The sequence below is a fragment of the Nodularia harveyana UHCC-0300 genome (genome assembly GCF_034931085.1).
Classification (GTDB): Bacteria; Cyanobacteriota; Cyanobacteriia; order Cyanobacteriales; family Nostocaceae; genus Nodularia; species Nodularia harveyana.
Genome location: NZ_JAYGHG010000001.1, coordinates 31,116 through 54,191, shown reverse-complemented (window position 1 = coordinate 54,191; position 23,076 = coordinate 31,116). Strand labels below are relative to the sequence as shown.

The window sequence follows — 23,076 nt, the reverse complement described above, 5'->3', positions numbered from 1 at the left end:
TGTGTACAAAGTCTAGAAACCCAACCTATATTTACTATCTCCTACCCAGTAGAATTCGGTTTCCTCCCTGCTCGTGGGGAAGGCTAGGGTACTTTTTATGTTTATATTAAATTGCAGAAATGTTGAATTAAAATTCTTAATCGCATATGAAAAATGGCCAGCTATTATTTGGGGGTCTATCAAGACCAGATAATTATTGCTAATTATACGACCCAAAAATAAATAGTTGACCACTTCTCAAAATTCACATGGAAAATTTAGTAAATGACTCTCAAGCTATAACTTTTACTTGCTATCTACTTATGAAATACTTATATAGATATTTCAGTTGATGTCAGTTAAAAGCTGAAAAAAGCTCTGGAATCAAATTTTCTGTGTCTATGGATTTACAGGTCCTGGGGTAGGTCCTGGGTTTGGGTTTGGGTTTGGGTTTGGAATGGGGGGAATAGGTGGTACTTGACCAGTACCATTTAAGTAATTCAAGGTCAAACCAGTTGTGAAGATTGTAACCGAAGAATTTTGACCGCCTGCTGTACTACCGCCAAAGCCAGATGTAGCACCTGTAATGGAATTAGTTTGTTGAGCGAAAAATGTAGTCAATGTTGCATTTAGATCAAGACCACCAGTTATGGTTTCTTGCTCTGCAACAGATACTTCTGTAAATAATTTGTCAGACATTGTGTTTATTTTTTGTTGTTAGGAATGTTACTAAAAAGCCTCTTCCCTATCAGGTTTACCTAACTCTGTAGGAAGACTCAGGAAAGACTGAGCTATATTTGGTAGAGGGAAACTATATAAAACTAAGCTGCTGAAATTTAAAGTAAATTCACCAGCTAATATTTTTCTTAATCAAAGGATACCTCGGTAAACAATTGATGAGAAATAGTTTCACCTCTTGGTTTCAAAAAAATTTACCAGAGTTGGAGATGTTTGTCTCCACAAACTCTGGTGAAATTCATCAACTACATGGTCATACCGCCGAAGAATGAAGAGAATAGAGCAGCTAGGTCAAAATTTGCAGGTAGGTCTAGACCGTTAGCAGTTCCACCTGATGTATTAACGTCTACAACAGCATTTTCGCCAATTGCGTTGCTACCATCTGGAGTGGATGTAGAAGTAGTTCCTGAAGCTGTTTGTAGTCCTAAGAAAGTGGTACCACTAAAGTTCAAGCTGAATCCACCAGCTACGGTTTCTTGTTGGTTTGCGGATACTTCGTTAAATAATGCGTTGGTCATGGTTTTTATCTCTATGGTGTTAACAAAAATTACTTAAGTCAGTAGTATTTCTTACTACTAACCTCCGGGGAGATTAGGGGAAAAAGAATCAAACTCATTCTCAGTTAGATTCAAGCCAGCAAAGACGATCCCACCTGTCTGAACTGTTACGTTGTTAGTTCCGCTCTGTGTGGAGCTAGTACCATCTGGGTTAGTGGTAGTAGTTGTGGTGGTTATGCTATTAGCACCAGAAAAACCAGTTTCCCCGAAGTTAACGGTGAACCCACCAGCAACCATTTCTTGCTGCTCTGAGGAGACTTCGATGAATAGTTGGTTGGATGTTGTCATTTCTTGTAGTTAGGAATACTGTTTTCGGTTAGAAACCGAAAAGACTGGCGAAAGTGAAGGTGTCAGGTAGATCGAATCCGTTGGCGGTGAAGCCTTCTGTAGTAACTACTACGTTGCCAGTTACGCTGTCTGTGCTGCTACCACCATTTGGGATAGAGGTAGTTGTAGTTGAAGTGTTTTCTTCAGTACCAGAAAAACCAGTTTGGCCAAAGTTGATGGTGAATCCACCAACTACGGTTTCTTGTTGTTCTGAGGAGATTTCGGTAAAAAGTTGGTTCAACATGATGGTAATTTAAATGAATCAATGAGTATGGTTGCTAGTGCAAAATTTTACCTGAGTTGGTCGTCTTTTTCGCCAATCAACCCAGGGAGAGATCACTAAATTATGAATCGAAGAAGCCGGTAGGTAGGTTGAAACCGTTAAAGGTTTGGCCGAAGGTGATAACTTGTACGTTTCCAGTGGTGCTGGTTGTGCTGCTACCACCATTAGGGTCAGAAGTTGTGCTGGTTGAAGTGTTTTCTTGAGAACCTTGGAAATTGGTAGAACCAAAGTTGAAGGTAAATCCACCAACTACGGTTTCTTGTTGCTCTGAGGAGATTTCGGTAAACAATGAGTTCAACATGATTGTGACCTTTACGGTAATTAGGAATGCTCACCACAATTTGTAGTCTTTTTGACTAATTAGATTGTGGTTCGATATTATAATAACCGCCTCGATTGCAGAAGTCAACCAATATTTTTAACAATGTTAGTTGCCTGAAACTACATAAACAGATTACAGTTTTCGGTAATCAACAGCAAAAGATACTAAATATAGTTGGGGGCAAAACTACGATAAACATTCCACTGCTGTGTTTTATGAGCTAGCAGAATCAGCCAAAATATTGGTTTAATGTGTGTTTAGGGTTTCTGGGTAGAGATGGCTAATTTCGCTCCTTTTACCTGACGTACCTGATCCATAATGGCGACTACTTGACCATGACCGACTTTTTCATCAGCATTTATAATGACTAAGGATTCTGAGTTGGAACCAATTATAGTACGTAATTGCTCTGCTAAGGAATCCACTGTACTTGGTTGACGATTAACACTCAGTATTCCTTTTGCATCTAGGGTGACGGTAATTCTGGTGGGAATTTGCTGTGCTGTAGCGGTGCTTGCTTGAGGTAAATTGACTGGTAACCCTTCCGACCTGGTTAAAAACAGGGTTGACATGATAAAAAAGGTGAGAATGGCAAATATCACGTCAATCATTGGTAGGATATTTATCTGTGCTGGTAAATCTGGTTCATCTTGTAGGCGCATAGTTTTTCTCTCCTCGTTCGTAACGTCGGCGGTAAAGTAGTTCTAATTGTCCGCCATATTCTTGAATAAGGGCTATTTGACGGATATATAAACCCCGGAAAGAGTTGGCAAATAATAGTGTAAATATAGCGACTACTAATCCTGTGGCGGTGGAAACTAGGGCTTCACTAATACCTGCGGTGACACCTGCGGTTTTTGTACCTCCCACGTCACCTATATCTAAGGATGCAAAGGAAGCTATTAATCCTAATACTGTCCCCAGTAGTCCTAATAGTGGTGCTAAACCGATAATTGTCTCAAATATGTTTTGGAAGCGTTTGAGTAGGGGTATCTCTGCTTGGGCTTCACTTTCTAGTGCTAAACGAAATTCTTCGGGGTTCGGTTCTTCTAATTCCAGAGGTGAAAGAAAGATGCGCGCTAAAGGCAAATCTGCATTCTTCCGCAATTTATCCATTGCACCAACTACGTTATCTAGGCGATAGAGATTTAAGACTTCTCTAATGACACGGCTTTGGCGGTTATTTATTCTGACCCAAAACCGGATACGTTCAATAATCAGGGCTACTGCTAGTACTGAAAATCCAAATAGTGGCCACATGACGATACCGCCAGCCGTAAACAGATTATTAATTCCCATTGAATGCCTCGTCACAGATCGATGAGTAGAATCTTGTAGTAAATTGAGAGTATTTGTCAAGAGTGTATCAAGGGTTATTAAAAATAACTGGCAGTTCTATCAGTTTTTTACACAGACTCAACGAGGTGAACAGGTTCTTATAGGAAAATTCAAAGGTAAAAGTTGAAATGCTTGGATTGAGCTAGCAAGTTATTTTTTTGACTGGTAGATGTGATATGCTTGGCGATCGCCTATTTATCGGTGCGAATGTCTGAATTGTGTTGCCTAAACCGTCTCTGGATGTGTCTCTTTTTCCAGCTATAATTATTTATACCTGTGGGAATTATATTTATATTAGATTCAAGGGCTAATTTCGTTATCTGCCCAACTGTTGGCAGACTCCGCCGAATGCATTCCGGGGTATTTACGGTTCACAACTTGTAAATACGCGGTTTTTCATCGGTATTAATAGTATATTCCATAAGTTTAAGTAATCCACGAGATTTTTCGCAACTTCTCTCATGGATACTTGTGTATAGAAGCTCATCGCTATGATCTGACAGTCCTATAGATGCGATGGTAATTTAGATTATGGTTGTGTGGTGTTGAGATTTTTGGCTTTGTAGAATAATTCTAGGCTATGGCGATCGCCCACAAAACGCCAGTGCCAAGGTTCATAACTCACACCTTGAGAATTATTTTTAGGAAAGGATAGTTCAAAGCCAAACCGGGCTGCATTTCCTTCTAACCACTGGAAAGCTTTGGTATTTTCAAAATTCGTTTGCAGATTAGTGGCTGGTACTGCACCATCACCGATATCCACGGCGTAGCCTGTGTGATGTTCACTATGTCCAGGAGGCGCACTGACAATTGCTCTCTCGGCTGGGGTTTGATTGCGTTTAGCACCGACACCAAAAAATAATTGTTCCTGCTGTTCTATGGAACGAAAACCCGAAATTGGCACTAAAATTACACCATCACTTCGGGCGGCTTCGCTCATAGATTGATACCTGGCGGCGGCGGCTGTTCGTAATCTAATTCGCCCATCGGCGGTAATTGATAATAGTTCCGATTCTGGGGCTTCTGGGTATGTCAAATGACCCAAGAGGCTATCGATATTATTTTCTTGAGTATTGACAGAATTACTCGGTTGTGTTGTGGGAGTTGTGTTGTTAGATGTAGTTTGAGGGTCAACTCTGTTTCTGGGTAAGATGACAAGGAACCAAAAACTAGCAATTAAACCCAGTAAGATTACGCCTCCAACTCCTGTGAATAGTAAAATTAGAGTCGGCGAAAATCCTTTCGGTGGCACTTCAGGGCTATCCCGTAAAGCTTCTGGAATATCTTCACTAGAGTTACCTGATAAGTTATGCGGTTGTCCAGAGAACCGGTCTTTATTCAAGGATCAACTCCTGCTTTTATGCAATATCCATCCAAGATTGTAGACTGGACAGTGATTATTTGCGGTAGTATTCACATCTATTCTTCCTGGACACAATCTTGGCTAACCTCCTAGAACTATACGTCAAACTGGTGGGATTAGTCCTAATGGGCTTTATTCTGGGACGTAAACTACCTAACTCAGTTCCTAACCGTGTGGGTCAAGGACTATTTTGGGTAGGAGTACCAATCAGTATTGTGGCTTTTTTACGTCAAGCTGATTTATCAGGACAGATTTGGATTGCGCCGGCGATCGCCTATTTAGCTATTTCACTGGGAGCGTTTTTGGCTTGGTGCGGAATGAGAGGACAAGCCTATTTCACTCACACTACTTACCAAAAGTCAACTCAAGGTAGCTTGTTTTTGGCAGCAATGATAGGTAACACAGGTTATTTGGGTTTTCCCATTAGCCTGGCATTAGCAGGGCCAGAATACTTTGCCTGGGCTTTATTCTACGATATGTTGGGAACACTATTCGGGGCTTACGGTTTAGGAATAGTTTTGGCATCTCATTTCGGGGGAAATATCCGGAATTATGGGCAAATTACTAAATCTCTTTTAATTAATCCAGCCCTGTGGAGTTTCGCCTTTGGCTTGCTGTTTCGTCAAGTTACACTCCCCACTGTCTGGGAATCTACCTTAGAAACATTAGCTTGGATTGTGGTGGCTTTAACTCTAGTATTAATTGGGATGCGACTTTCGGGGCTAACTTCCTGGCACAAGCTACCACCAGCAGGAATTAGCTTAACAATTAAAATGTTAATTGTTCCCTTAGTTATCGGCAGTTTACTACCACTTTTGGGGGTGACTGGCGAACCTGCACTGGTAATTGTATTACAAATGTCTATGCCGCCAGCATTTGCCACACTGGTAATTGCGGAGACTTTTAATCTTGACCGCGACTTGGCTGTTACCTCCTTAGCGATGGGGTGTATGGTATTACTAGTTACTCTCCCCCTGTGGCTTTGGCTGTTTTGAATAAAGCGCTGTTCCCCACCCTATTAATTCTGATGTTATTGGTCAACAGCCGAAGGATAAACACCGTCAGCAACTATCACAGGTTGATTGCTATACTCAACTTCTAGCTGTCTCTGCACATTTAAATCCCAAGTGAGGTCATAATCTCGCTCTAGTTCAGCAACGACAAACGGACGCAGCACACCTGTCACAACTATACTTTCTTGATCACTGATACTCGGTTGCGGATCGGTACGTAGCACTAGTAACTTTTCTCCACCCAGTAATTGGTCTTCATTCAAGGTAAATGAAAGTTGATTTTTCGTATCTGCTACTTCACCTGCTACCGCCAGAGTTTTACCATAGTATGTTGTGGGGTTGGAAATGATATCCCCTGGTTGTGGTGCTAATGCCATTGACTGGGCAATAATTACAGGCTGGTTTTCGTATTCACTATATAAGTCTGACTGCAAGTTTAACTTGTAATCTCTATTAATTTCTGCCAGTACAAATTGGCGAACCTCTCCTGTCGCTTGAATTTCTATATCCTGCCCATCAGGGAGAGTAAAAGGTTCCCCTGTAGCATTAACAACTAGGATGTTGTCGCCACTGAATAATTTCTGATCCGTGACTGTAAAGCTGGTGGGACTTACTAAGCGGATCGGTTTACTTCTAATGGTTACGGTTTGACCGATCAGCTGATTGGTCATATCTGAAACTTCTTCAGTGACAACATTGTCTGGTGATTCCGGAGCAACTGCTTCTCGAAACCCATTATTACAACCAGAAAGCAGCAAAGTCCCCAGCGCTAAAGCTGTAATACCTTTGGACTTCCACCGTTTTGGTATCAAACTATTATTACCATTGGCAAAGCTGACACAACGGCTGAAGTGATTTGTGTTCAGTCTATTCAACATAAAAAAAGCTCCTCATACTTGTTGTTCGTTCTCTGGAATCAGAGAGGCAATATCTGCTCATCACTGGTAAATTTATTTATATCGGTGAATTATCTAGTAAATAAACTAGGAGCATAAATTGCATACGAATCTTACAGACTTAGCTATATTACCAACTCAATTTTTTCTTTTCTTCCATCATTTGGATCATTTATTTTTTCTAACTTCTGAAAGATAAATAATAAATTCAAATAATATATGAGATGATCATCGAACCTTACTTATGTTCTTGAGGACTTACGCAAAAACCCTCTCAAATCCTAATTCCTCTGTGTCCTCTGCGTCTCTGTGGTTAGTTATTCCGTGATTTGTGCGTAAGTCCTATTACTTTTAAATTTTGAGTTTTTAAATTCACTTTTGATCCTGCATATCTTCACAAAGAGGTAGAGATGAATCAGCAAAGTAATCATGACTCTGTGGAAACACAGCTTAGTTTATCTACCCGATTGCTAGAACTTGCTCAACTTTTTCTCAAGTTGGGATTGATTGGCTTTGGTGGTCCTCAAGCTCACATTGCCATGATTAATGATGAAACTGTCGTGCGGCGAGGCTGGTTTAGTCAAGAAGATTTTTTGGCAGGAGTGGCGGTGTGCGAGATGTTACCGGGTCCTGCTTCTACCCAGATGGGAATTTATACGGGGTATTTGCGGGCGGGACATTTGGGGGCTTTAGTGGCTGGTATTTGTTTTATTTTGCCGGCTTTTGTGATCATGCTGGCTCTGTCTTGGGCATATTTTCGGTTTCAGGGTATACCGCAGATTAAAGATTTGTTTTTGGGGATTACCCCGGTGGTAATTGCAATTATCTTTGGCTTTTGCTGGAAGTTAGCGAAACGGGCAATTACTGATGTTCCAGGTGTGGCGATCGCCATCTCTGTTTTACTTGTGACTTCACTATTAAAAATCAATGTGCTATGGCAATTTATCGTAGCGGGTATAGTTGGGTTAATCCTCTACAGTCCATCAAATCGCACCAGTGCTTGGCTTCCCTTCTTACCAATGATGCAGGTGTTGCCGAAAACACTAGCAACTGTCACTACTGATACTTTGGCGCTGTCTAGTTTTTGGGGAATAGAACGGATTAATGAGTATTATTTAACCTTAACCTTGTTCTTTCTCAAAGTCGGTAGTTTTATCTTCGGCGGTGGATTAGTAATTATCCCCTTGTTGGAATTGGAAGTAGTCAATCAATTTCATTGGTTAACCCGCAGCGAATTTCTTGATGGTGTTGCACTTGGTGAATTTACTCCCGGTCCTGTGGTAATTACGGCTGCTTTTGTCGGTTATAAGGTAGCTGGGGCGTTGGGGGCGTTAATTTCTGCCGTGGCCATTTTTACCCCATCATTTTTATTCATTATGGGGGCTGCACCGCTTTTAGTTCGCATTCGTAAAAACCCCTGGATTCGCAGCTTCTTGAAGGGGGTAACTCCGGCGGTTCTGGGTGCGATCGCAGCTGCGGCCATTCCCCTCGCACAAACTGCTATTTTTCAAGATACCTTGGAGCGCTCCATCTTAGCCCTAATTATCTGCGTTGTCGCTTTAATAGCCCTGATTCGCTTCAAACGTCCCACATGGCAATTAGTCCCGGCTGGTGCAGTTATCGGCTTAATTGCTGGCAGTTTTTAACAGTTATCAGTTATCAGTTATCAGTTATCAGTTATCAGTTATCAGCTACAATTCTGCGGGATTCATCTTTTCATAGTGTTCAAAGGGTTGATGAATCCAGGGGTTATCCGGGAGATAATCGACATAATAATCAGGTTTAATTGTAGAACAGGCTTTGTACCAGAGTACAGCTGTGCGAATTTCCTTAACGGCGTAATTACTATTTTGCTGAAGCCAAGGTATACTCTGCTCTAGTGTGACTCCAGAATCTACCAAATCATCAACTAGGAGAACCTGAGAACCTAATTTTTCAGTCGTCATTGTTAAGTGGCGAGCCAAGGTTAAATTCCCTCTTTCTTGCTGACCACTGCCACCATAAGAAGATGTAGCTAAAATTGCCAGAGGCTGTTTATATATCCGGGAAATAATATCTCCCACCCGCATTCCCCCTCTAGCAAGACAGACAATCTGGTTGAACTTCCAGCCTGATTGATATATCTGGGCTGCTAAACGTTCAATTTTTTGATGATAATCTGACCAAGAAATGTAAAGGTTTGCCATAAAAAAGCTACTTTTTAATTAATAGTTAATTTAAATCCCAAATTTTAATTTTAGTATGAGCATAAACAATTCTGTTGATGATTATGCCCCCATTAATCCAGAAAATCCTAAATTGGATTTGAAAACCAAATTGGCTTATGGTGCGGGAGATTTAGGACCCGCAATTACTGGTAATATTTCCATATTTTTTCTGCTGGTTTTCTTTACCAATGTGGCTGGGATTCCGGCGGGATTAGCTGGTAGCATTTTAATGATTGGTAAAATTTGGGATGCCATCAACGATCCGATTATTGGTGTGTTGTCAGATAGAACTAAATCTCGTCGCTGGGGTCGTCGTTTACCTTGGATGCTCTACGGAGCAATTCCTTTTGGGATAATCTTTTTCTTGCAGTGGATTGTACCGCGTTTTAGTGCCGACCAGAGTAGTAATATTTGGCCATTGTTTTGGTATTATGTGGTGATTGGGTTACTATCTCAGGTGTTTTTCACCGTTGTGAGTTTGCCTTATGCAGCCATGACACCAGAGCTAACTCAAAATTATGATGAACGTACTACCCTGAATAGTTTTCGCTTCGCTTTTTCTATTGGTGGCAGTATTTTATCGTTGATTTTAGCGCAAATTATTTTTTCTACTGACCGCAATGAGCAAGAACAATATCTGCTATTAGCGGGGATTTGTGCAGTAATTTCCGTTTTAGCATTATATATATGTATTTTCGGCGTGCGCGATCGCGTCTTGGCTTTTGAAACCAAACGTCACCAACTCGAACAACCAAAATCTATACCCTTCTCAGAACAAATAAAAGTAGTCTTTAGCAATCGACCTTTTCTATTTGTCATTGGTATATATCTTTTTTCTTGGCTAGGAGTACAGGTAACAGCCACCACCATTCCTTATTTTGTAATCAACTGTATGGGTTTGACTAATTCAGATGTCCCCACCGTGATGATTGCAGTCCAAGGAACAGCCTTACTCATGTTATTTATTTGGAGTGCTTTAAGTAAGAAAATTGGTAAAAAAGTAGTTTATTTCCTGGGAATGAGTTCATGGATTATCGCCGCCGGCGGACTATTTTTTTTACAGCCTAGTCAGATACCGTTGATGTATTTTATGGCTGTAATGGCTGGTGTTGGTGTGTCCACAGCTTATCTCGTTCCTTGGTCGCTGATTCCAGATGTCATTGACTTAGATGAATTTAACACCGGACAACGCCGAGAAGGGATTTTTTATGGCTTCATGGTTTTACTGCAAAAATTAGGTTTAGCTCTGGGAATCTTTTTAGTAGGAAACGCTTTACAATCCGCCGGATTTCAACCAACCATAGCCGGACAACCTCTACCCATACAACCAGACTCAGCACTAGTAGCCATCCGCATCGCCGTCGGTCCATTACCTACAGTGTTCTTAATTTGTGGTGTATTTCTCACCTATTTTTACCCAATTACCCGTGAGATGCACGCCGAAATTATGATGAAACTGAAAGCACGTCAGGAAAATAGCGGCGCTTGAACTATGGGAGAAATCTTCATCATTAAAAATCCAGGACTTACGCAAAAACTCTCTGAAATCCTGATTCCTCTGTGTCCTCTGCGTCTCTGTGGTTAGTTATTCCGTAATTTCTGCGTAAGTCCTAAAATCATTAAAATTGCACTACCATAGCTGAATATTGCAAGATTTGGATTCTAAAAACCCTATGACTACAGTTACATCCCAGGAAATAGCCTTCTTTCGTTCTCAATTAGCAGAAGACTCAAAAGCTATGGAAGCGCTAGACTTAATTGAAGATTGTGATGGCGATTTAGAAGATGCAGCCATGACTCTGGCTATTCGCGCCGGACAAGAACCAGGAATGACTAATTCTGAGTGGTTAGATGCTATGGCGAGAAAATGGCGCGCGGTGGTTTGTGAACCAGAATATCGAGAAGACTTACTCGGTAACTCACTATTGAGAATCATGGAACGTCTCCAAACTACGCCGACATTTCCTCAAATTTTGGCAACTCCAGTTCTGATATATATTCTCAAACAAGGCATAAATGATTTTTGTGAACCACTGGACTCACTTCAATGATCTCTACTCCCAGATAATGGGATAATAGAAATATCCTCAATAAAATCTGACATTTGTATTACCACAGCAGTTACCGTTGTTTCTTCTACCCTGTCTAGTTCTCAATCTCTGAACTTAGGTACAAGATAAATTCCTACAGCACTGATACGCTGTTAATTAAGAACTTTTATCAGACAATTATTATTTAATCAATGAATTACGTTGTTGCCGTATTACCAGACCGCATTCAAGCCGAAGCCGCTTATTTAGCTCTAGAAGCAGAGGGGATTACAAGCACTATCCTCGGTCGCGGTTATAAAACTGCTGATGAGTTTGGTTTGGTTGATCCTAAAGAACAAGCTAAAAAGCAAGCAAAGCTGATGTCATATTGGCTGATACCATTTGGCTTTTTTGCAGGTGCTACTTTCAGCCTGATTACTGGTTTAAATACCTTTGGTTGGGCGGGGGAAATTGGGAATCACATTGTGGCTGGACTTCTGGGCGCTGGTAGTGGTGGAATGGGTAGTGTATTTGTCGGTGGTGGTGTGGGCTTAATCCTGGGCGGTGGTGATGCTTTAACCTACCGCAATCGTTTAGATATGGGTAAATATATAGTTGTGGTTCAGGTTTCTGAAGCTATTAGTCGGCAAGTAACCCGGATCTTACGTAAATTTGAACCAGAAAATATTCAAGGTTATGCTGATACATCTAACACGTAGTAATTAACATAGGACTTACGCAAGAACTCTCTGAAACCCTCTTAACTTTGTGTCCTTTGTGTCCTTTGTGGTTTGTTCTTTCATAATTTTCCGTAAGTCCTGTAACAATTGAAAATTTATAATTTAAATAATGTTACCAAGAGAAGAACTTTTAAAGGGTGTCGAAAATCGAGATAGTGTCGCTCGTGTGATTGATCAGGCAGAAAAAGCGATTAAAACTTGGGAAGTTGTGTTCACTGATTTTTTGTCTCCGCCGGAATTGGCAGAAATTCACCGGGTATTCAGTCGGTTAACAGATGTGCAGTTAGTGTCCTGGGGCGGCTATCCCCAAGCAGAACGCCAACGTATGGCGATCGCACGTTCGGAACTTCCTCTAGATCCATCTCAAGTTGACCTCGTAGCTTTAGAAATTGCCGGAAATTTCTTATTTGATACCGCCACTCACCGCGACTTTTTAGGCGCAATGCTGGGGACAGGAATCGTCAGAGAAAAGACCGGAGACATTATTATTCTCGGAGAACGGGGAGCGCAAGCAATTGTCACCCCAGAGTTAGCAGAATTTTTACAAATAAGTCTGCAACAGGTGCGTTCAGTCCCAGTGAAAACTCAACCCATTGATATCAATGAGTTAAAAGTTAGGGAACCGAAGAAAAAGGAATTAACCACAGTGGAAGCTTCTTTGCGCTTAGATGCGATCGCCTCGGCTGGTTTTGGGATGTCCCGCAGCAAAATGGTTAGCTTTATCGAGGGTGGTGATGTCCGCGTTAACTGGAAAGACATTAATCAAGCCAGTTCGCAGGTAAAATCCGGCGACTTAATCGCTATTCGCGGTAAAGGACGTTTAGAAGTAGGAGAAATTGCCATTACTAAAAAAGAACGTTACCGAGTTCAATTAACCAGATATATCTAAACCATCCTCACTGTGATTAATCTCCATTTCTCAGATTGACATTATTTAAACTTAGAAGCAGCATCCTCTACAGCACTACTTAATTCATCCCAGGCACTTTTTAGCCCAGTTTGCATACTCCCCCAAGCCTCGTCACTGGAAGATTTTAAATCTTTGAGCTTCTGCTGCATAGCATTACGCTTGGTTTTCAAATCCTCAATTTGCTGATTCAAGCCAGCCTTAGCATCTGTACCTGCTTTTTCTGCTTTCACTTGCAGATCGTCAATCTTAACGCCTAATTCCCTAAATTTCGCTTCCATTGAATCCTGATAAGCCTTTTTATCTTCCATTTTTATCTCCGTACTATATATAAAAGTTGTTACCTCCCACGAATATATCAGCTTAATTAAAATTTTCCCTAAATATTATATAAATTTAAGCATATTCACTTACAAATATCTGCTTTACACTTTTTTGGGCAATTTATACTAATAACCGATGACACAAATGACAAAAAGCTGCTCAAATAGAAATTAATATTACCTATACTGGAGTCATGACAGACCGCGTTTTGATACTTGGCGGAAGAGGGCGGATCGGTAGCAGTGTTGCGGCGGATTTAGTCAACCATACCCAGGCAGAAATTACAATTACTGGACGTTCACCAGAGACGAGAAGGAGTGTTAACTTGTCTTTGGGTAAGAAAGTTAATTTTTTGGTATTGGACTTGGCAGAAGTTGATAAATTGAGACAGGCGATCGTTAACTCTAACTTAGTTATCCATTGTGCCGGGCCATTTCACCACCGAGATCCTCATGTTCTGCAAATTTGCATTGAACAAGGTGTCAACTATATAGATGTTAGTGACCATCGTTCCTACACTAACAAAGCCTTAAAATATCATCAACAAGCCGTAGCTGCGGGAGTTACCGCAATCATTAATACTGGGATTTTTCCCGGAATTTCTAACAGCATGGTACGTCAATGTGTCGAGCAATTTGATCAACCAGAAAAAATACATTTAAGTTATTTAGTATCTGGTTCTGGCGGTGCAGGAATTACAGTCATGCGGACAACTTTTTTAGGATTACAATATCCTTTTAGCGCTTGGATAGATGGAAAATGGCAAAATATATCACCTTATAGTCAACGAGAAATCGTCGATTTTCCCCCTCCTTATGGCAGCAGTGGCGTTTACTGGTTTGATATGCCAGAAACATTTACAATGCCCCAAAGCTTCCCATCAATTAAAACTGTAGTTACCAAGTTTGGTTCTATTCCCGACTTTTATAACCACCTGACTTGGATCACCGCACATATATTTCCTAAGTGGTTAATCCAGCGTCGCTACATGGTTGAATTTCTATCGCGTGTCAGTTATTTAATGACAGATTTCACTAATAATTTTAGTGGCATTGGCGTAGCAGTGCGTTCAGAAGTTACAGGTAAAAAAAATGGAGAAACATCTGTTTACTGTTCTACATTAGTACATGAAAATACAGCCATAGCTGCTGGTTGTGGTGCAGGTAGCATTGCCCAATTACTGTTAGAGGGTAAACTGAAAAAACCAGGTGTCTCAACAGTAGAAGTAGCAGTAACCACGGATTTATTTATGCAAGCTATGCACAAAAGAGGAATTAATATAAATCACGGCAATTTTTCAGCGCCTATAGAAATTATCTAGAAACAACCATAGTGGATACTAAAAATGACTGACTTTGATGACGAAGATTTATTTCCAGTAAAGCGCGTTAGCCAAATGACAGAAGGTGAAAAGTTAGAGCGCTTTAAAGAATGTTTTGACAGCAGTAGTCGTGCATTGTTGCAACAATGCTTATTTCGGATCATCGACAATGAAGATGGTAGAGGCACATTAGAGATTCTTTGCCCTAATGAAATTATTAGACAACGTTTATACCGAAAAAAGCGCAAAATTACCAACAGTATTAATACTTGCTGGCATCATATCCGATGGTTCTCATTATGTATTGAGGAAGATGATAAAATATCTTGTTATAAATATACCCGGAATGGCGATTTAGTCACGGCTGAAACTAATTCGTAATTCGTAATTCGTAATTCGTAATTCGTAATTCGTAATTCGTAATTCGTAATTCGTAATTCGTAATTCGTAATTCGTAATTCGTAATTGAGACGATCCGATTTTATCTAAATTTCCAGGTTGATTGGGCAATAAGGAGAAACTAATGCCCCATGTCCCGTATTCTATGCCTCATTTACTATATTCCATGCCTAAAAAACAAAAATTTCCTCACCTAGTTGGTTCTAAGTGGACAACACATAAAAAAATAGATGGCTGGCGGCATTTTCAAGTGGTTAACCGCAAAAATCAGAGTAAGTGGGTTTATGCTGAAATGGTTGCTGCTTGTGATCCTAGTGTTCGTTTTTGGTTAAATGCTAAATTGTTACAAGATAACTCTCAGTGGCAAGCTGGCTGGCAATCACTCCAGGAAATTTCAGCACCAGAAACTGAAATATCAGGCAATTTCTGAAAATTAATAATTTATTACAAACAAATTATCAAAGGCTGAAAAAGATAACTGAGATAGTATTACTACTCACTGGCATTTGCCGATATACCTGCTGAGGTCATTTCGATGATTATTTTCAGGATCGCATAGTGCATCTATCTCTTCAACCTTCAAACTTACTCATTTGAGTGGTTTTTAGTCTGCCTTCAGGTAGTTTAAATGGATGAAAACTATATACAAAAGTACATATAGAATATTTTGTGTTTTGTAACTTATTTATAAAAAAAGGATAATAAGTTTTAAAAAAGTTAATTTTTTGAGTATTCTAGGGTATTTAGTTGGAAAATGAATCCTTTAAATCTTTCATAATCCTTAAGAAAGCTAATAAATGCGTTTTTTATATTTAAAACCCCTTTCTTTTCTGTGTAATTTCGACAATAATGACAATCACATAGCTCACACATCGCCATCTGCGGCTAGGCGAAGGCAATAGCTTGAGCCACGAGTTTGACAACAAATGATTTAGAGGCAAACAACAGTGAAACTAGCAGTTTACGGAAAAGGTGGTATTGGTAAATCCACAACTAGCTGTAATATATCCGTCGCCCTAGCCAAACGCGGCAAAAAAGTTCTGCAAATTGGTTGTGACCCCAAACACGACAGCACCTTTACGCTCACAGGGTTTCTAATTCCCACAATTATCGATACCCTCCAAGAAAAGGACTACCACTATGAAGATGTTTGGCCAGAAGATGTAATTTATAAAGGCTATGGTGGTGTAGATTGCGTAGAAGCAGGTGGTCCACCGGCTGGTGCAGGATGTGGCGGTTACGTGGTTGGGGAAACAGTAAAATTACTGAAAGAACTCAACGCTTTTGATGAGTATGATGTAATTCTGTTTGATGTGCTAGGTGACGTTGTCTGTGGTGGTTTTGCCGCTCCACTCAACTATGCAGATTACTGTATGATTGTGACTGACAATGGCTTTGATGCCTTGTTTGCTGCCAATCGAATTGCGGCTTCAGTTAGGGAAAAAGCCCGCACCCATCCCCTACGTTTGGCTGGTTTAATTGGCAACCGGACTTCTAAGCGGGATTTGATTGAGAAATATGTAGAATCCGTAGCTATGCCAATTTTAGAGGTTTTACCTTTAATTGAAGATATCCGTGTTTCCCGCGTCAAGGGTAAAACTTTATTTGAAATGGCAGAACATGAACCTTCTCTGAACTACGTTTGCGATTACTACCTCAGCATCGCTGACCAAATTTTGGCGCGTCCAGAAGGTGTTGTGCCTAATGACTATCCAGATCGGGAATTGTTCTCTTTGTTGTCTGATTTTTATTTAAATCCGGGTAAACACGAGGTTCCTAATTCCGAAGAAGCACTAGACTTGATGATCGTATAACATCATCTATATTTAGGGTGAGGAGAAATATGGCTTTCTTTAATAGCTTTACAGATTCAATCAGACAGAAGTGGTTACAATTCTTTCAGGCAAACCGTGAATGGATTATCCTGCACATGAAAGCGGAGTCTGTTTACACTCCTGATGGCGGTAAGCGACCATCTTCATACCTCATCCTTGGCGTGATTAATGCTCTAGAACCAAAACTGGCACAGTTAATGATGCCGTTTTCCAGACTTAATCCTGATGCTGATACTTTGATTGAAGTGCTAGATTTGCATTTTGACCCAGACATTGCTCTCGGTAATCGTTTTATTCCCCCTGTAGAATCAGAAGAGCCAGAAGAAATTCATCAATATGAGTCAGAAGTGACTGCGGATGAAAACATGGAGGATGAAACTCTGGCACTTTCCTATGAAAATGGCTTTGAGATGGATTCTGAACCCCAAACTATAGGATTCGACGAATCCCAATCTAGCGATAAGCAACTGGCTGATGAGTTCAGTGAAGGACTCGGCGGGGAAGCGGATGATTTTGGCGAGATTTCTTTTGATGCTCCTACATCGGCAGAAAATTTGGATGACCAAATGCTGGATGATTTGAATACATCGGACGAAGGCGCTTTTAAAGATGTATTGTCAGATGTCTGGGGTGAGGAAACAGCATTGCACAATAACAATGAAGAAAATAACGATTTATTAGGGGAAGAACTGCCGTCAGGAGTTTTTGATGAATCAGAAATTGCTCGTCTGTTCCCCAACACTTAATTATTACCGTTCCTGTTGAATATAGGGACTGCTAATTGGTTGTATGTGCCAGAAAGCAAGGTATGCAGGGGTAAGGATTATCTCCCCCTCATGCCTAACCTATATTTATCTGCTATTAAATATCAAGGGGAAAAAAATTATGACTATCGCTCAACAACCAGAAGCTTTAAACTTTGAGTGTGAAACTGGGAATTACCATACCTTCTGCCCTATCAGCTGTGTGGCGTGGTTGTACCAAAAAATCGAAGATAGCTTCTTTTTGGTAATTGGTACTAAGACTTGTGGGTATTTCCTGCAAAATGCGATGGGGGTAATGATTTTTGCTGAACCTCGCTATGCAATGGCAGAGTTGGAAGAGGGGGATATTTCGGCACAGCTGAATGATTATGAGGAGTTAAAGCGGTTGTGTTTGCAAATTAAGCGCGATCGCAATCCTAGTGTAATTGTTTGGATTGGTACTTGCACTACAGAAATTATTAAAACTGACTTGGAAGGTTTAGCACCGAAGCTAGAATCAGATATTGGTATACCTATTGTTGTTGCCCGTGCAAATGGTCTAGATTACGCCTTTACCCAGGGAGAAGACACTGTTTTGGCGGCAATGGCTCATCGTTGTCCTACCCATGCGCCGGCGGCGGAAACGGAAACGGAAAAGGGCGATCGCAACGCCATCCAAAAGCTGCTAAACTTCGGTAAAAAGAAAGAAGAAGTTATCCAAGATGAATCTGAGTATGTAGATCATCCACCCCTGGTTCTCTTCGGTTCTCTTCCTGATCCTGTAGTGACTCAGTTAACTTTAGAACTGAAGAAACAAGGAATTAGAGTTTCCGGCTGGCTACCTGCAAAACGCTTTACTGAACTGCCAGTAATTGAAGAAGGGTATTATGTCGCTGGTGTCAATCCATTCCTCAGTCGTACCGCGTCTACTTTAATGCGTCGCCGCAAGTGTAAACTAATTGGCGCACCTTTCCCCATTGGCCCTGATGGTACTCGCGCCTGGGTAGAGAAGATTTGCTCTGTGTTTGGTATTACTCCGAAGGGTTTGGATGAGCGTGAAGCCCAAATTTGGGAAAGCGTGGAAGATTACGTCAAACTGATTCGCGGTAAGTCTGTATTCTTCATGGGTGATAACTTGCTGGAAATCTCCCAAGCGCGGTTTTTGGTACGCTGTGGGATGACAGTGCAAGAAATCGGTATTCCCTACATGGATAAGCGCTATCAAGCTGCGGAGTTAGCGCTGTTAGAAAAGACTTGTCACGAAATGGGTGTACCCTTGCCCAGAATTGTGGAGAAGCCGGATAATTACAATCAATTGCAACGGATTTATGAATCAAAGCCAGATTTGGTAATTACTGGTATGGCTCATGCTAATCCTTTGGAAGCTAGAGGGATTAATACTAAGTGGTCGGTGGAGTTCACCTTTGCTCAAATTCACGGTTTTACTAATACCCGTGACATTCTGGAGTTGGTGACTCGTCCGTTACGTCGGAATAATAATTTGCAAGATATGGGTTGGGATAAGTTGGTGAAGGAAGAAGCGAAGATTTAGGTTTTAATCAACACCATATTATGCTGAGGCGAACAAATGTTCGCCTTTTTTTATCTTAGTAGGTGTAGTTCGTTGTTGCGATCGCTTTAATTCCAGGTAACTATGTTTTAGAATTATAATACAACCGATTACATAAAACAGAAATGATATCTATCAACCTAGATCGAGAAACAGAAATCTATCTAGCAGAAATTATTACTCAACAGAATACTACCTCTGAAGAACTGCTAAAACAACTCATTTATCAACATTGGCAAACTATAAAACCTCGTCAAACCCTCGCTCAAAGACGAGGAAAACATCCAGAAAACCTATTACAAGATGCTGATCCTGATTTATCATTACGAGAAAATCGTAAAAATATCGTTGCAGAGCATATCCAAAATCGTTCTCAGAAATATAACTGATCAACGACTATCCTCTCCAAATTATTTTTTTCCAGTACGTAGTAAGTCCTAGATTTAATCCATTTTTAATTAACAAATGTTACAGAATATATGAAACGTCTTTACTATGGTGATAACTTACAAGTTCTCAGAGATCACATTCCTGATGAATCTATTGATTTAATTTATCTTGATCCGCCATTTAACTCTAAATCTAATTATAATATCTTATTTAAGAATACCACTGGTGAACGTTCAGAAGCTCAAATTACAGCTTTTGAAGATACTTGGACATGGAGTATTGAATCTGAGAGATTTTTAGACCAAATTAAACATAAAAAAGGAGAATTATATCAATTATTAGATTTATTAGTGAGGACTCTGGGGAAAAATTCCTTATCAGCTTATTTGGTAATGATGGCGATTAGATTAATAGAGTTACATCGAGTTCTCAAATCTACAGGTAGTTTATATTTACATTGCGATACTACAGCCAGTCATTATCTAAAAATGATTTTAGATTTGATTTTCGATGCTAGAAATTATCGTAACCAGATTACTTGGAAACGAACGAGCAGCCATAGTGATGCTAAAAAGTATGCAAGAGTTACAGATATCATTTTCTACTATGTAAAATCTAATCAATTTACATGGAATCCTCTGCGTTTGGGTTATTCTGATAAATATATTAATCAATACTACTGTAATATTGACAGCAACGGCAGAAGATTTCAATTTGATAATTTAACAAACCCAAAAACTAGTAGAGGTTATTTTTATAAACTTTTAGATTGCGATCCTCCTGATAACGGTTGGAGAATGCCTGAATCTCGCGCTCAACAATGGCTGAGTGAAGGACGGATAGCTATACCACCAACGGGCAAAACACCACGTTATAAACGTTATTTAGATGAGGTCGCTGGTAAAGGAATCTCTGATATTTGGGATGATATACCGCCAGTAAACTCTCAAGCTAAAGAAGCTTTAGGATATCCTACACAAAAACCACAATCATTGCTTGAACGTATCATTAAAGTGAGTAGTAATAAAGATGATATTGTACTTGATCCTTTTTGTGGATGTGGTACAGCAATACACGCATCTGAAAAATTAGGGAGAAATTGGATAGGAATTGATATTACTCATTTAGCCATTGCACTCATAGAAAAACGATTAAGAGACGCTTTTCCTAGCAAATTTATTGAGGATGAAAATAAAACTCAAAAATTAGTTCCAGGGATTGAATTTGAAGTAGAAGGTACACCTAGAGATTTAGCCGCAGCAGAAGATTTATTTCTACGTGACCCCTATCAATTTGAATGGTGGGCTTGTTCTTTGGTTAATGCTCAACCATATAAAGATAAAAAGAAAGGTGCAGATGGTGGTATAGACGGATTGATTTTTTTTGAAGATGTAATTGATATCAAAAAATTAACAGCAGTAAAAAAAATTATTGTTAGCGTTAAAGGAGGTAAAAATATTAACGCCTCTATGATTAGAGATTTACGAGGAACAATGGCAACAAATAAAGCAGAAATTGGATTATTTGTTACTCTCACTCCTCCCACGAAACCCATGATTAAGGAAGCAGCATTATCTGGTTTTTATAAAGCTGGAAATGGTAGAAATTACGCAAAAATTCAAATTTTAACTATTGAAGAATTATTAAATGGCGAAAAAAGACCAGAATTTTTTGATTTGAAACAGGGTGAATCGACTTTTAAGAAAGCACAAAGGGAAAATCAGGATCTAGCAGAACAGGGTGAATTGTTTGAGATGTAGGTAGGGTTGAGGAAGCAAACTCAACAATCATACGCTACTGTTTGTCTTCCTCTGTGTTCTCTACGCCTCTGTGGTATGCGCTACGCGCACGCTACGCGAACGTTAAAAAGAGCGATCGCCTAAAGACCAGATCAATCAGATATAGTTAAATTAAAGAAAAAATCAAAATTAAGAGTAATTATGCTATGGAACAATTAATAGTTCGAGTGGCTGATAAGGAAAAAGCGGAAATGCTATTGAAGATTCTTTCTAGTTTAGATTTTGTTAACTCTATAGAAGTAATGGAAGATAACGCGAATATATCTGAAGATGAGCAAGATTTTTTTTCTTTAGCAGGACTGTGGGAAAATAGAAATGTTACTACTGAGTCCATTCGTCAAGAAGCATGGCGAAAAGATGTTAAATGATTTTATGTGATACAAATATTCTCATAGAGTTTTATAAGAATAACTCTAGGGTTATCTATGAGCTTCGTCGTATTGGGATAAATCAATTAGCTGTGAGTGCCATTACTCAAGCCGAATTATATTATGGTGCTATTAATAAGCTCGAATTGGGGAAAATTAAGAAACATTTAGAATTACTTCATATTCTCTCTGTTGATGTCAGGGTATCTGTTCAATTTATTGAATTGATGGAAACATACTCTCTAAGTCATAAACTGAGTATCCCCGATGCTTTAATTGCTTCAACTGCATTGGTTCATAAGATTGATTTATATACTTTGAATCTTAAAGATGTTCGCTTTATCGAAGGTTTGAATTTACATGAGCTTCCCATGAATTAGGGTGATGGTTTTTTCTTCTTAGCTTATTGTTAGTAAAGAGCGATCGCCTAAACACCAGATCAATCAGATATAGTTAAATTAAAGCAATACCCAAACTTATAAAAAGCTTGGGCATAACCAAAGAGAAAATTATATGGCAGTTTACTAACCAATGAAAAATTAAACTAATCAACTAAACAGCACCACTATTTTTATGAAATAGAACGGCTACAGTTTTACAAATTAATTTCAAATCGTATAATAAACTCCAATTTTTTTGATACTCTAAATCTAAACGAATTACATCTTCAAAACTACTTACCTTCGAGCGTCCATTGACTTGCCATTCTCCACTCATTCCTGGTTTAACGTCTAAGCGTTGCCATTCTGGAACTTCATAGCGCTCGACTTCATCAGGTGTTGGTGGTCTAGTACCCACTAGGCTCATATCTCCTTTGAGGACGTTCCAAAATTGTGGTAATTCATCGAAACTGGTACGGCGTAAAAACCTTCCTACCCGCGTGACTCTGGGATCTTTTTCGTTTTTGAAGAATGCACCTTGGACTTGATTTTTAACTAGGCATTTTTTCGCTTCCGCATCTATACACATGGAACGAAATTTCCAGATTCTAAACTGTTTTCCCATCCAACCACAGCGAATTTGACCAAAGAAGATCGGACCAGGATCATCTATTTGGATAGCCACTACTATGGGAATGAATAAAAATGCTGTAATTACTAAACCCACTAGTGCGCCAATAATATCTATAACCCTTTTCATCCAAGATGCTACAGAGGGATGAGTGGTGGGTGGTGGCTCTACTTTGCGAGAATTACTTTTATGGGTATTTGTGTGTTTTTCAGTTTCTCTGAGCAACCTGGGATTGCTAGACTCAATGAGGAAAACTTCATCTAATCCTGTGAGGTTTAACACTGCCATGACTTGAGGAGTAACACTCCGCAAAGTCAAAGTAATACCTTTTCTTTGGGCATTTTTTAAATTACTCACCAAAGCCCCTAAACCACTACTATCCATAAAAGTAGTTTGATGAAAATCAATAATAATTTGCTTGGGAGGTATATTTTCTTGAGTTAAATCTTGGCAGGTTTGCTTAAAGCTTACTGCCTCAAGCACGCTTAACCGCGCTGGAACCTGCACTATTACAGTTTCTTGGAAGGAAGTAACGGGAAAGTCTTCCTGTGTGGGTTGGCTAGTCATGAAGCTTTGCACTTTCGTTGCCATGTAAATTTAAACTGCCAAAAATTAT

The 23,076-nt window shown here is 39.8% G+C and carries 28 protein-coding genes; 16 read left to right on the top strand and 12 right to left on the bottom strand.

Annotated features, from left to right (window positions below):
- Positions 1 to 378 precede the first annotated feature (378 nt).
- From VB620_RS00280 to VB620_RS00245, 8 genes are all read right to left on the bottom strand, one after another.
- The gene (locus VB620_RS00280; RefSeq protein ID WP_323194121.1) at positions 379 to 678 is read right to left on the bottom strand and encodes a CTB family bacteriocin; all 300 of its coding nucleotides are present in this window, start codon (positions 676 to 678) and stop codon (positions 379 to 381) included.
- Between the two features lie 284 nt (positions 679 to 962).
- Positions 963 to 1,235 (bottom strand): CTB family bacteriocin, encoded by a 273-nt coding sequence (locus tag VB620_RS00275; RefSeq protein WP_323194120.1) that lies wholly within the window; start codon positions 1,233 to 1,235, stop codon positions 963 to 965.
- Positions 1,236 to 1,292: 57 nt separating this feature from the next.
- Positions 1,293 to 1,562, bottom strand: a complete 270-nt coding sequence (locus VB620_RS00270; protein ID WP_323194119.1) for a CTB family bacteriocin — start codon at positions 1,560 to 1,562, stop codon at positions 1,293 to 1,295.
- A 28-nt stretch (positions 1,563 to 1,590) separates the two neighbouring features.
- Positions 1,591 to 1,845 carry a CTB family bacteriocin gene (locus tag VB620_RS00265; protein ID WP_323194118.1) on the bottom strand — a complete coding sequence of 85 codons (255 nt, stop codon included), beginning with the start codon at positions 1,843 to 1,845 and terminating at the stop codon, positions 1,591 to 1,593.
- Between the two features lie 100 nt (positions 1,846 to 1,945).
- Positions 1,946 to 2,185: a CTB family bacteriocin gene (locus VB620_RS00260; protein ID WP_323194117.1), complete on the bottom strand. Its 240-nt coding sequence runs from the start codon at positions 2,183 to 2,185 to the stop codon at positions 1,946 to 1,948.
- A 278-nt stretch (positions 2,186 to 2,463) separates the two neighbouring features.
- Positions 2,464 to 2,868, bottom strand: coding sequence for an ExbD/TolR family protein (locus VB620_RS00255; protein WP_323194116.1), 405 nt, complete (start codon positions 2,866 to 2,868; stop codon positions 2,464 to 2,466).
- Positions 2,852 to 3,505, bottom strand: a complete 654-nt coding sequence (locus VB620_RS00250) for a MotA/TolQ/ExbB proton channel family protein (protein ID WP_323194115.1) — start codon at positions 3,503 to 3,505, stop codon at positions 2,852 to 2,854. The genes VB620_RS00255 and VB620_RS00250 overlap by 17 nt, the downstream gene beginning before the upstream one ends.
- 568 nt (positions 3,506 to 4,073) lie before the next feature.
- Positions 4,074 to 4,886, bottom strand: a complete 813-nt coding sequence (locus VB620_RS00245) for a M15 family metallopeptidase (protein ID WP_323194114.1) — start codon at positions 4,884 to 4,886, stop codon at positions 4,074 to 4,076.
- Positions 4,887 to 4,984: 98 nt separating this feature from the next.
- Here VB620_RS00245 and VB620_RS00240 point away from each other — a divergent pair, with 98 nt between their 5' ends.
- Positions 4,985 to 5,902: an AEC family transporter gene (locus VB620_RS00240; RefSeq protein ID WP_323194113.1), complete on the top strand. Its 918-nt coding sequence runs from the start codon at positions 4,985 to 4,987 to the stop codon at positions 5,900 to 5,902.
- Positions 5,903 to 5,937: 35 nt separating this feature from the next.
- On the opposite strand, the gene VB620_RS00235 is transcribed toward VB620_RS00240, so the two are convergent.
- Entirely contained in the window at positions 5,938 to 6,798 is an 861-nt protein-coding gene (locus VB620_RS00235) for a hypothetical protein (RefSeq protein ID WP_323194112.1), read from the bottom strand.
- A 428-nt stretch (positions 6,799 to 7,226) separates the two neighbouring features.
- Between VB620_RS00235 and chrA the strand changes: the two genes are divergently transcribed.
- Complete coding sequence (gene chrA / locus VB620_RS00230; RefSeq protein WP_323194111.1) at positions 7,227 to 8,462, top strand: chromate efflux transporter; 1,236 nt, start codon at positions 7,227 to 7,229, stop codon at positions 8,460 to 8,462.
- A 45-nt stretch (positions 8,463 to 8,507) separates the two neighbouring features.
- On the opposite strand, the gene VB620_RS00225 is transcribed toward chrA, so the two are convergent.
- Positions 8,508 to 9,002: a phosphoribosyltransferase gene (locus tag VB620_RS00225; protein WP_323194110.1), complete on the bottom strand. Its 495-nt coding sequence runs from the start codon at positions 9,000 to 9,002 to the stop codon at positions 8,508 to 8,510.
- Between the two features lie 55 nt (positions 9,003 to 9,057).
- On the opposite strand from VB620_RS00225, the gene VB620_RS00220 reads away from it, so the two are divergent.
- The 4 genes from VB620_RS00220 to VB620_RS00205 all read left to right on the top strand — a co-directional run bounded on the left by VB620_RS00220 (position 9,058) and on the right by VB620_RS00205 (position 12,682).
- Entirely contained in the window at positions 9,058 to 10,512 is a 1,455-nt protein-coding gene (locus VB620_RS00220) for an MFS transporter (protein ID WP_323194109.1), read from the top strand.
- A 184-nt stretch (positions 10,513 to 10,696) separates the two neighbouring features.
- On the top strand, positions 10,697 to 11,074 hold the full coding sequence (locus VB620_RS00215) for a hypothetical protein (RefSeq protein ID WP_323194108.1): 378 nt from the start codon (positions 10,697 to 10,699) through the stop codon (positions 11,072 to 11,074).
- Positions 11,075 to 11,265: 191 nt separating this feature from the next.
- Positions 11,266 to 11,772 carry a hypothetical protein gene (locus VB620_RS00210; RefSeq protein ID WP_323194107.1) on the top strand — a complete coding sequence of 169 codons (507 nt, stop codon included), beginning with the start codon at positions 11,266 to 11,268 and terminating at the stop codon, positions 11,770 to 11,772.
- Positions 11,773 to 11,902: 130 nt separating this feature from the next.
- Entirely contained in the window at positions 11,903 to 12,682 is a 780-nt protein-coding gene (locus tag VB620_RS00205; RefSeq protein ID WP_323194106.1) for a photosystem II S4 domain protein, read from the top strand.
- A gap of 41 nt (positions 12,683 to 12,723) precedes the next feature.
- Here the strand turns inward: VB620_RS00205 and VB620_RS00200 are convergent, their stop codons facing one another.
- Complete coding sequence (locus VB620_RS00200) at positions 12,724 to 13,011, bottom strand: sll1863 family stress response protein (RefSeq protein ID WP_323194105.1); 288 nt, start codon at positions 13,009 to 13,011, stop codon at positions 12,724 to 12,726.
- A 206-nt stretch (positions 13,012 to 13,217) separates the two neighbouring features.
- Here VB620_RS00200 and VB620_RS00195 point away from each other — a divergent pair, with 206 nt between their 5' ends.
- From VB620_RS00195 to VB620_RS00150, 10 genes are all read left to right on the top strand, one after another.
- Positions 13,218 to 14,345 carry a saccharopine dehydrogenase family protein gene (locus VB620_RS00195; RefSeq protein ID WP_323194104.1) on the top strand — a complete coding sequence of 376 codons (1,128 nt, stop codon included), beginning with the start codon at positions 13,218 to 13,220 and terminating at the stop codon, positions 14,343 to 14,345.
- A gap of 24 nt (positions 14,346 to 14,369) precedes the next feature.
- The gene (locus VB620_RS00190) at positions 14,370 to 14,726 is read left to right on the top strand and encodes a hypothetical protein (RefSeq protein WP_323194103.1); all 357 of its coding nucleotides are present in this window, start codon (positions 14,370 to 14,372) and stop codon (positions 14,724 to 14,726) included.
- A gap of 184 nt (positions 14,727 to 14,910) precedes the next feature.
- The gene (locus VB620_RS00185) at positions 14,911 to 15,174 is read left to right on the top strand and encodes a TIGR02450 family Trp-rich protein (RefSeq protein ID WP_323194377.1); all 264 of its coding nucleotides are present in this window, start codon (positions 14,911 to 14,913) and stop codon (positions 15,172 to 15,174) included.
- A 517-nt stretch (positions 15,175 to 15,691) separates the two neighbouring features.
- Positions 15,692 to 16,558 (top strand): ferredoxin:protochlorophyllide reductase (ATP-dependent) iron-sulfur ATP-binding protein, encoded by an 867-nt coding sequence (gene bchL, locus VB620_RS00180; RefSeq protein WP_323194102.1) that lies wholly within the window; start codon positions 15,692 to 15,694, stop codon positions 16,556 to 16,558.
- A gap of 29 nt (positions 16,559 to 16,587) precedes the next feature.
- Positions 16,588 to 17,325 (top strand): DUF5331 domain-containing protein, encoded by a 738-nt coding sequence (locus VB620_RS00175; RefSeq protein WP_323194101.1) that lies wholly within the window; start codon positions 16,588 to 16,590, stop codon positions 17,323 to 17,325.
- Positions 17,326 to 17,464: 139 nt separating this feature from the next.
- Complete coding sequence (locus VB620_RS00170; protein ID WP_323194100.1) at positions 17,465 to 18,874, top strand: ferredoxin:protochlorophyllide reductase (ATP-dependent) subunit N; 1,410 nt, start codon at positions 17,465 to 17,467, stop codon at positions 18,872 to 18,874.
- A 143-nt stretch (positions 18,875 to 19,017) separates the two neighbouring features.
- Positions 19,018 to 19,281, top strand: a complete 264-nt coding sequence (locus tag VB620_RS00165; RefSeq protein WP_323194099.1) for a hypothetical protein — start codon at positions 19,018 to 19,020, stop codon at positions 19,279 to 19,281.
- A gap of 90 nt (positions 19,282 to 19,371) precedes the next feature.
- The gene (locus VB620_RS00160; RefSeq protein WP_323194098.1) at positions 19,372 to 21,042 is read left to right on the top strand and encodes a DNA methyltransferase; all 1,671 of its coding nucleotides are present in this window, start codon (positions 19,372 to 19,374) and stop codon (positions 21,040 to 21,042) included.
- A gap of 185 nt (positions 21,043 to 21,227) precedes the next feature.
- The gene (locus VB620_RS00155; RefSeq protein WP_323194097.1) at positions 21,228 to 21,449 is read left to right on the top strand and encodes a hypothetical protein; all 222 of its coding nucleotides are present in this window, start codon (positions 21,228 to 21,230) and stop codon (positions 21,447 to 21,449) included.
- Positions 21,446 to 21,829 (top strand): type II toxin-antitoxin system VapC family toxin, encoded by a 384-nt coding sequence (locus VB620_RS00150; protein WP_323194096.1) that lies wholly within the window; start codon positions 21,446 to 21,448, stop codon positions 21,827 to 21,829. The genes VB620_RS00155 and VB620_RS00150 overlap by 4 nt, the downstream gene beginning before the upstream one ends.
- Before the next feature lie 172 nt (positions 21,830 to 22,001).
- On the opposite strand, the gene VB620_RS00145 is transcribed toward VB620_RS00150, so the two are convergent.
- Complete coding sequence (locus VB620_RS00145) at positions 22,002 to 23,051, bottom strand: anti-sigma factor antagonist (RefSeq protein WP_323194095.1); 1,050 nt, start codon at positions 23,049 to 23,051, stop codon at positions 22,002 to 22,004.
- Positions 23,052 to 23,076: the final 25 nt, after the last annotated feature.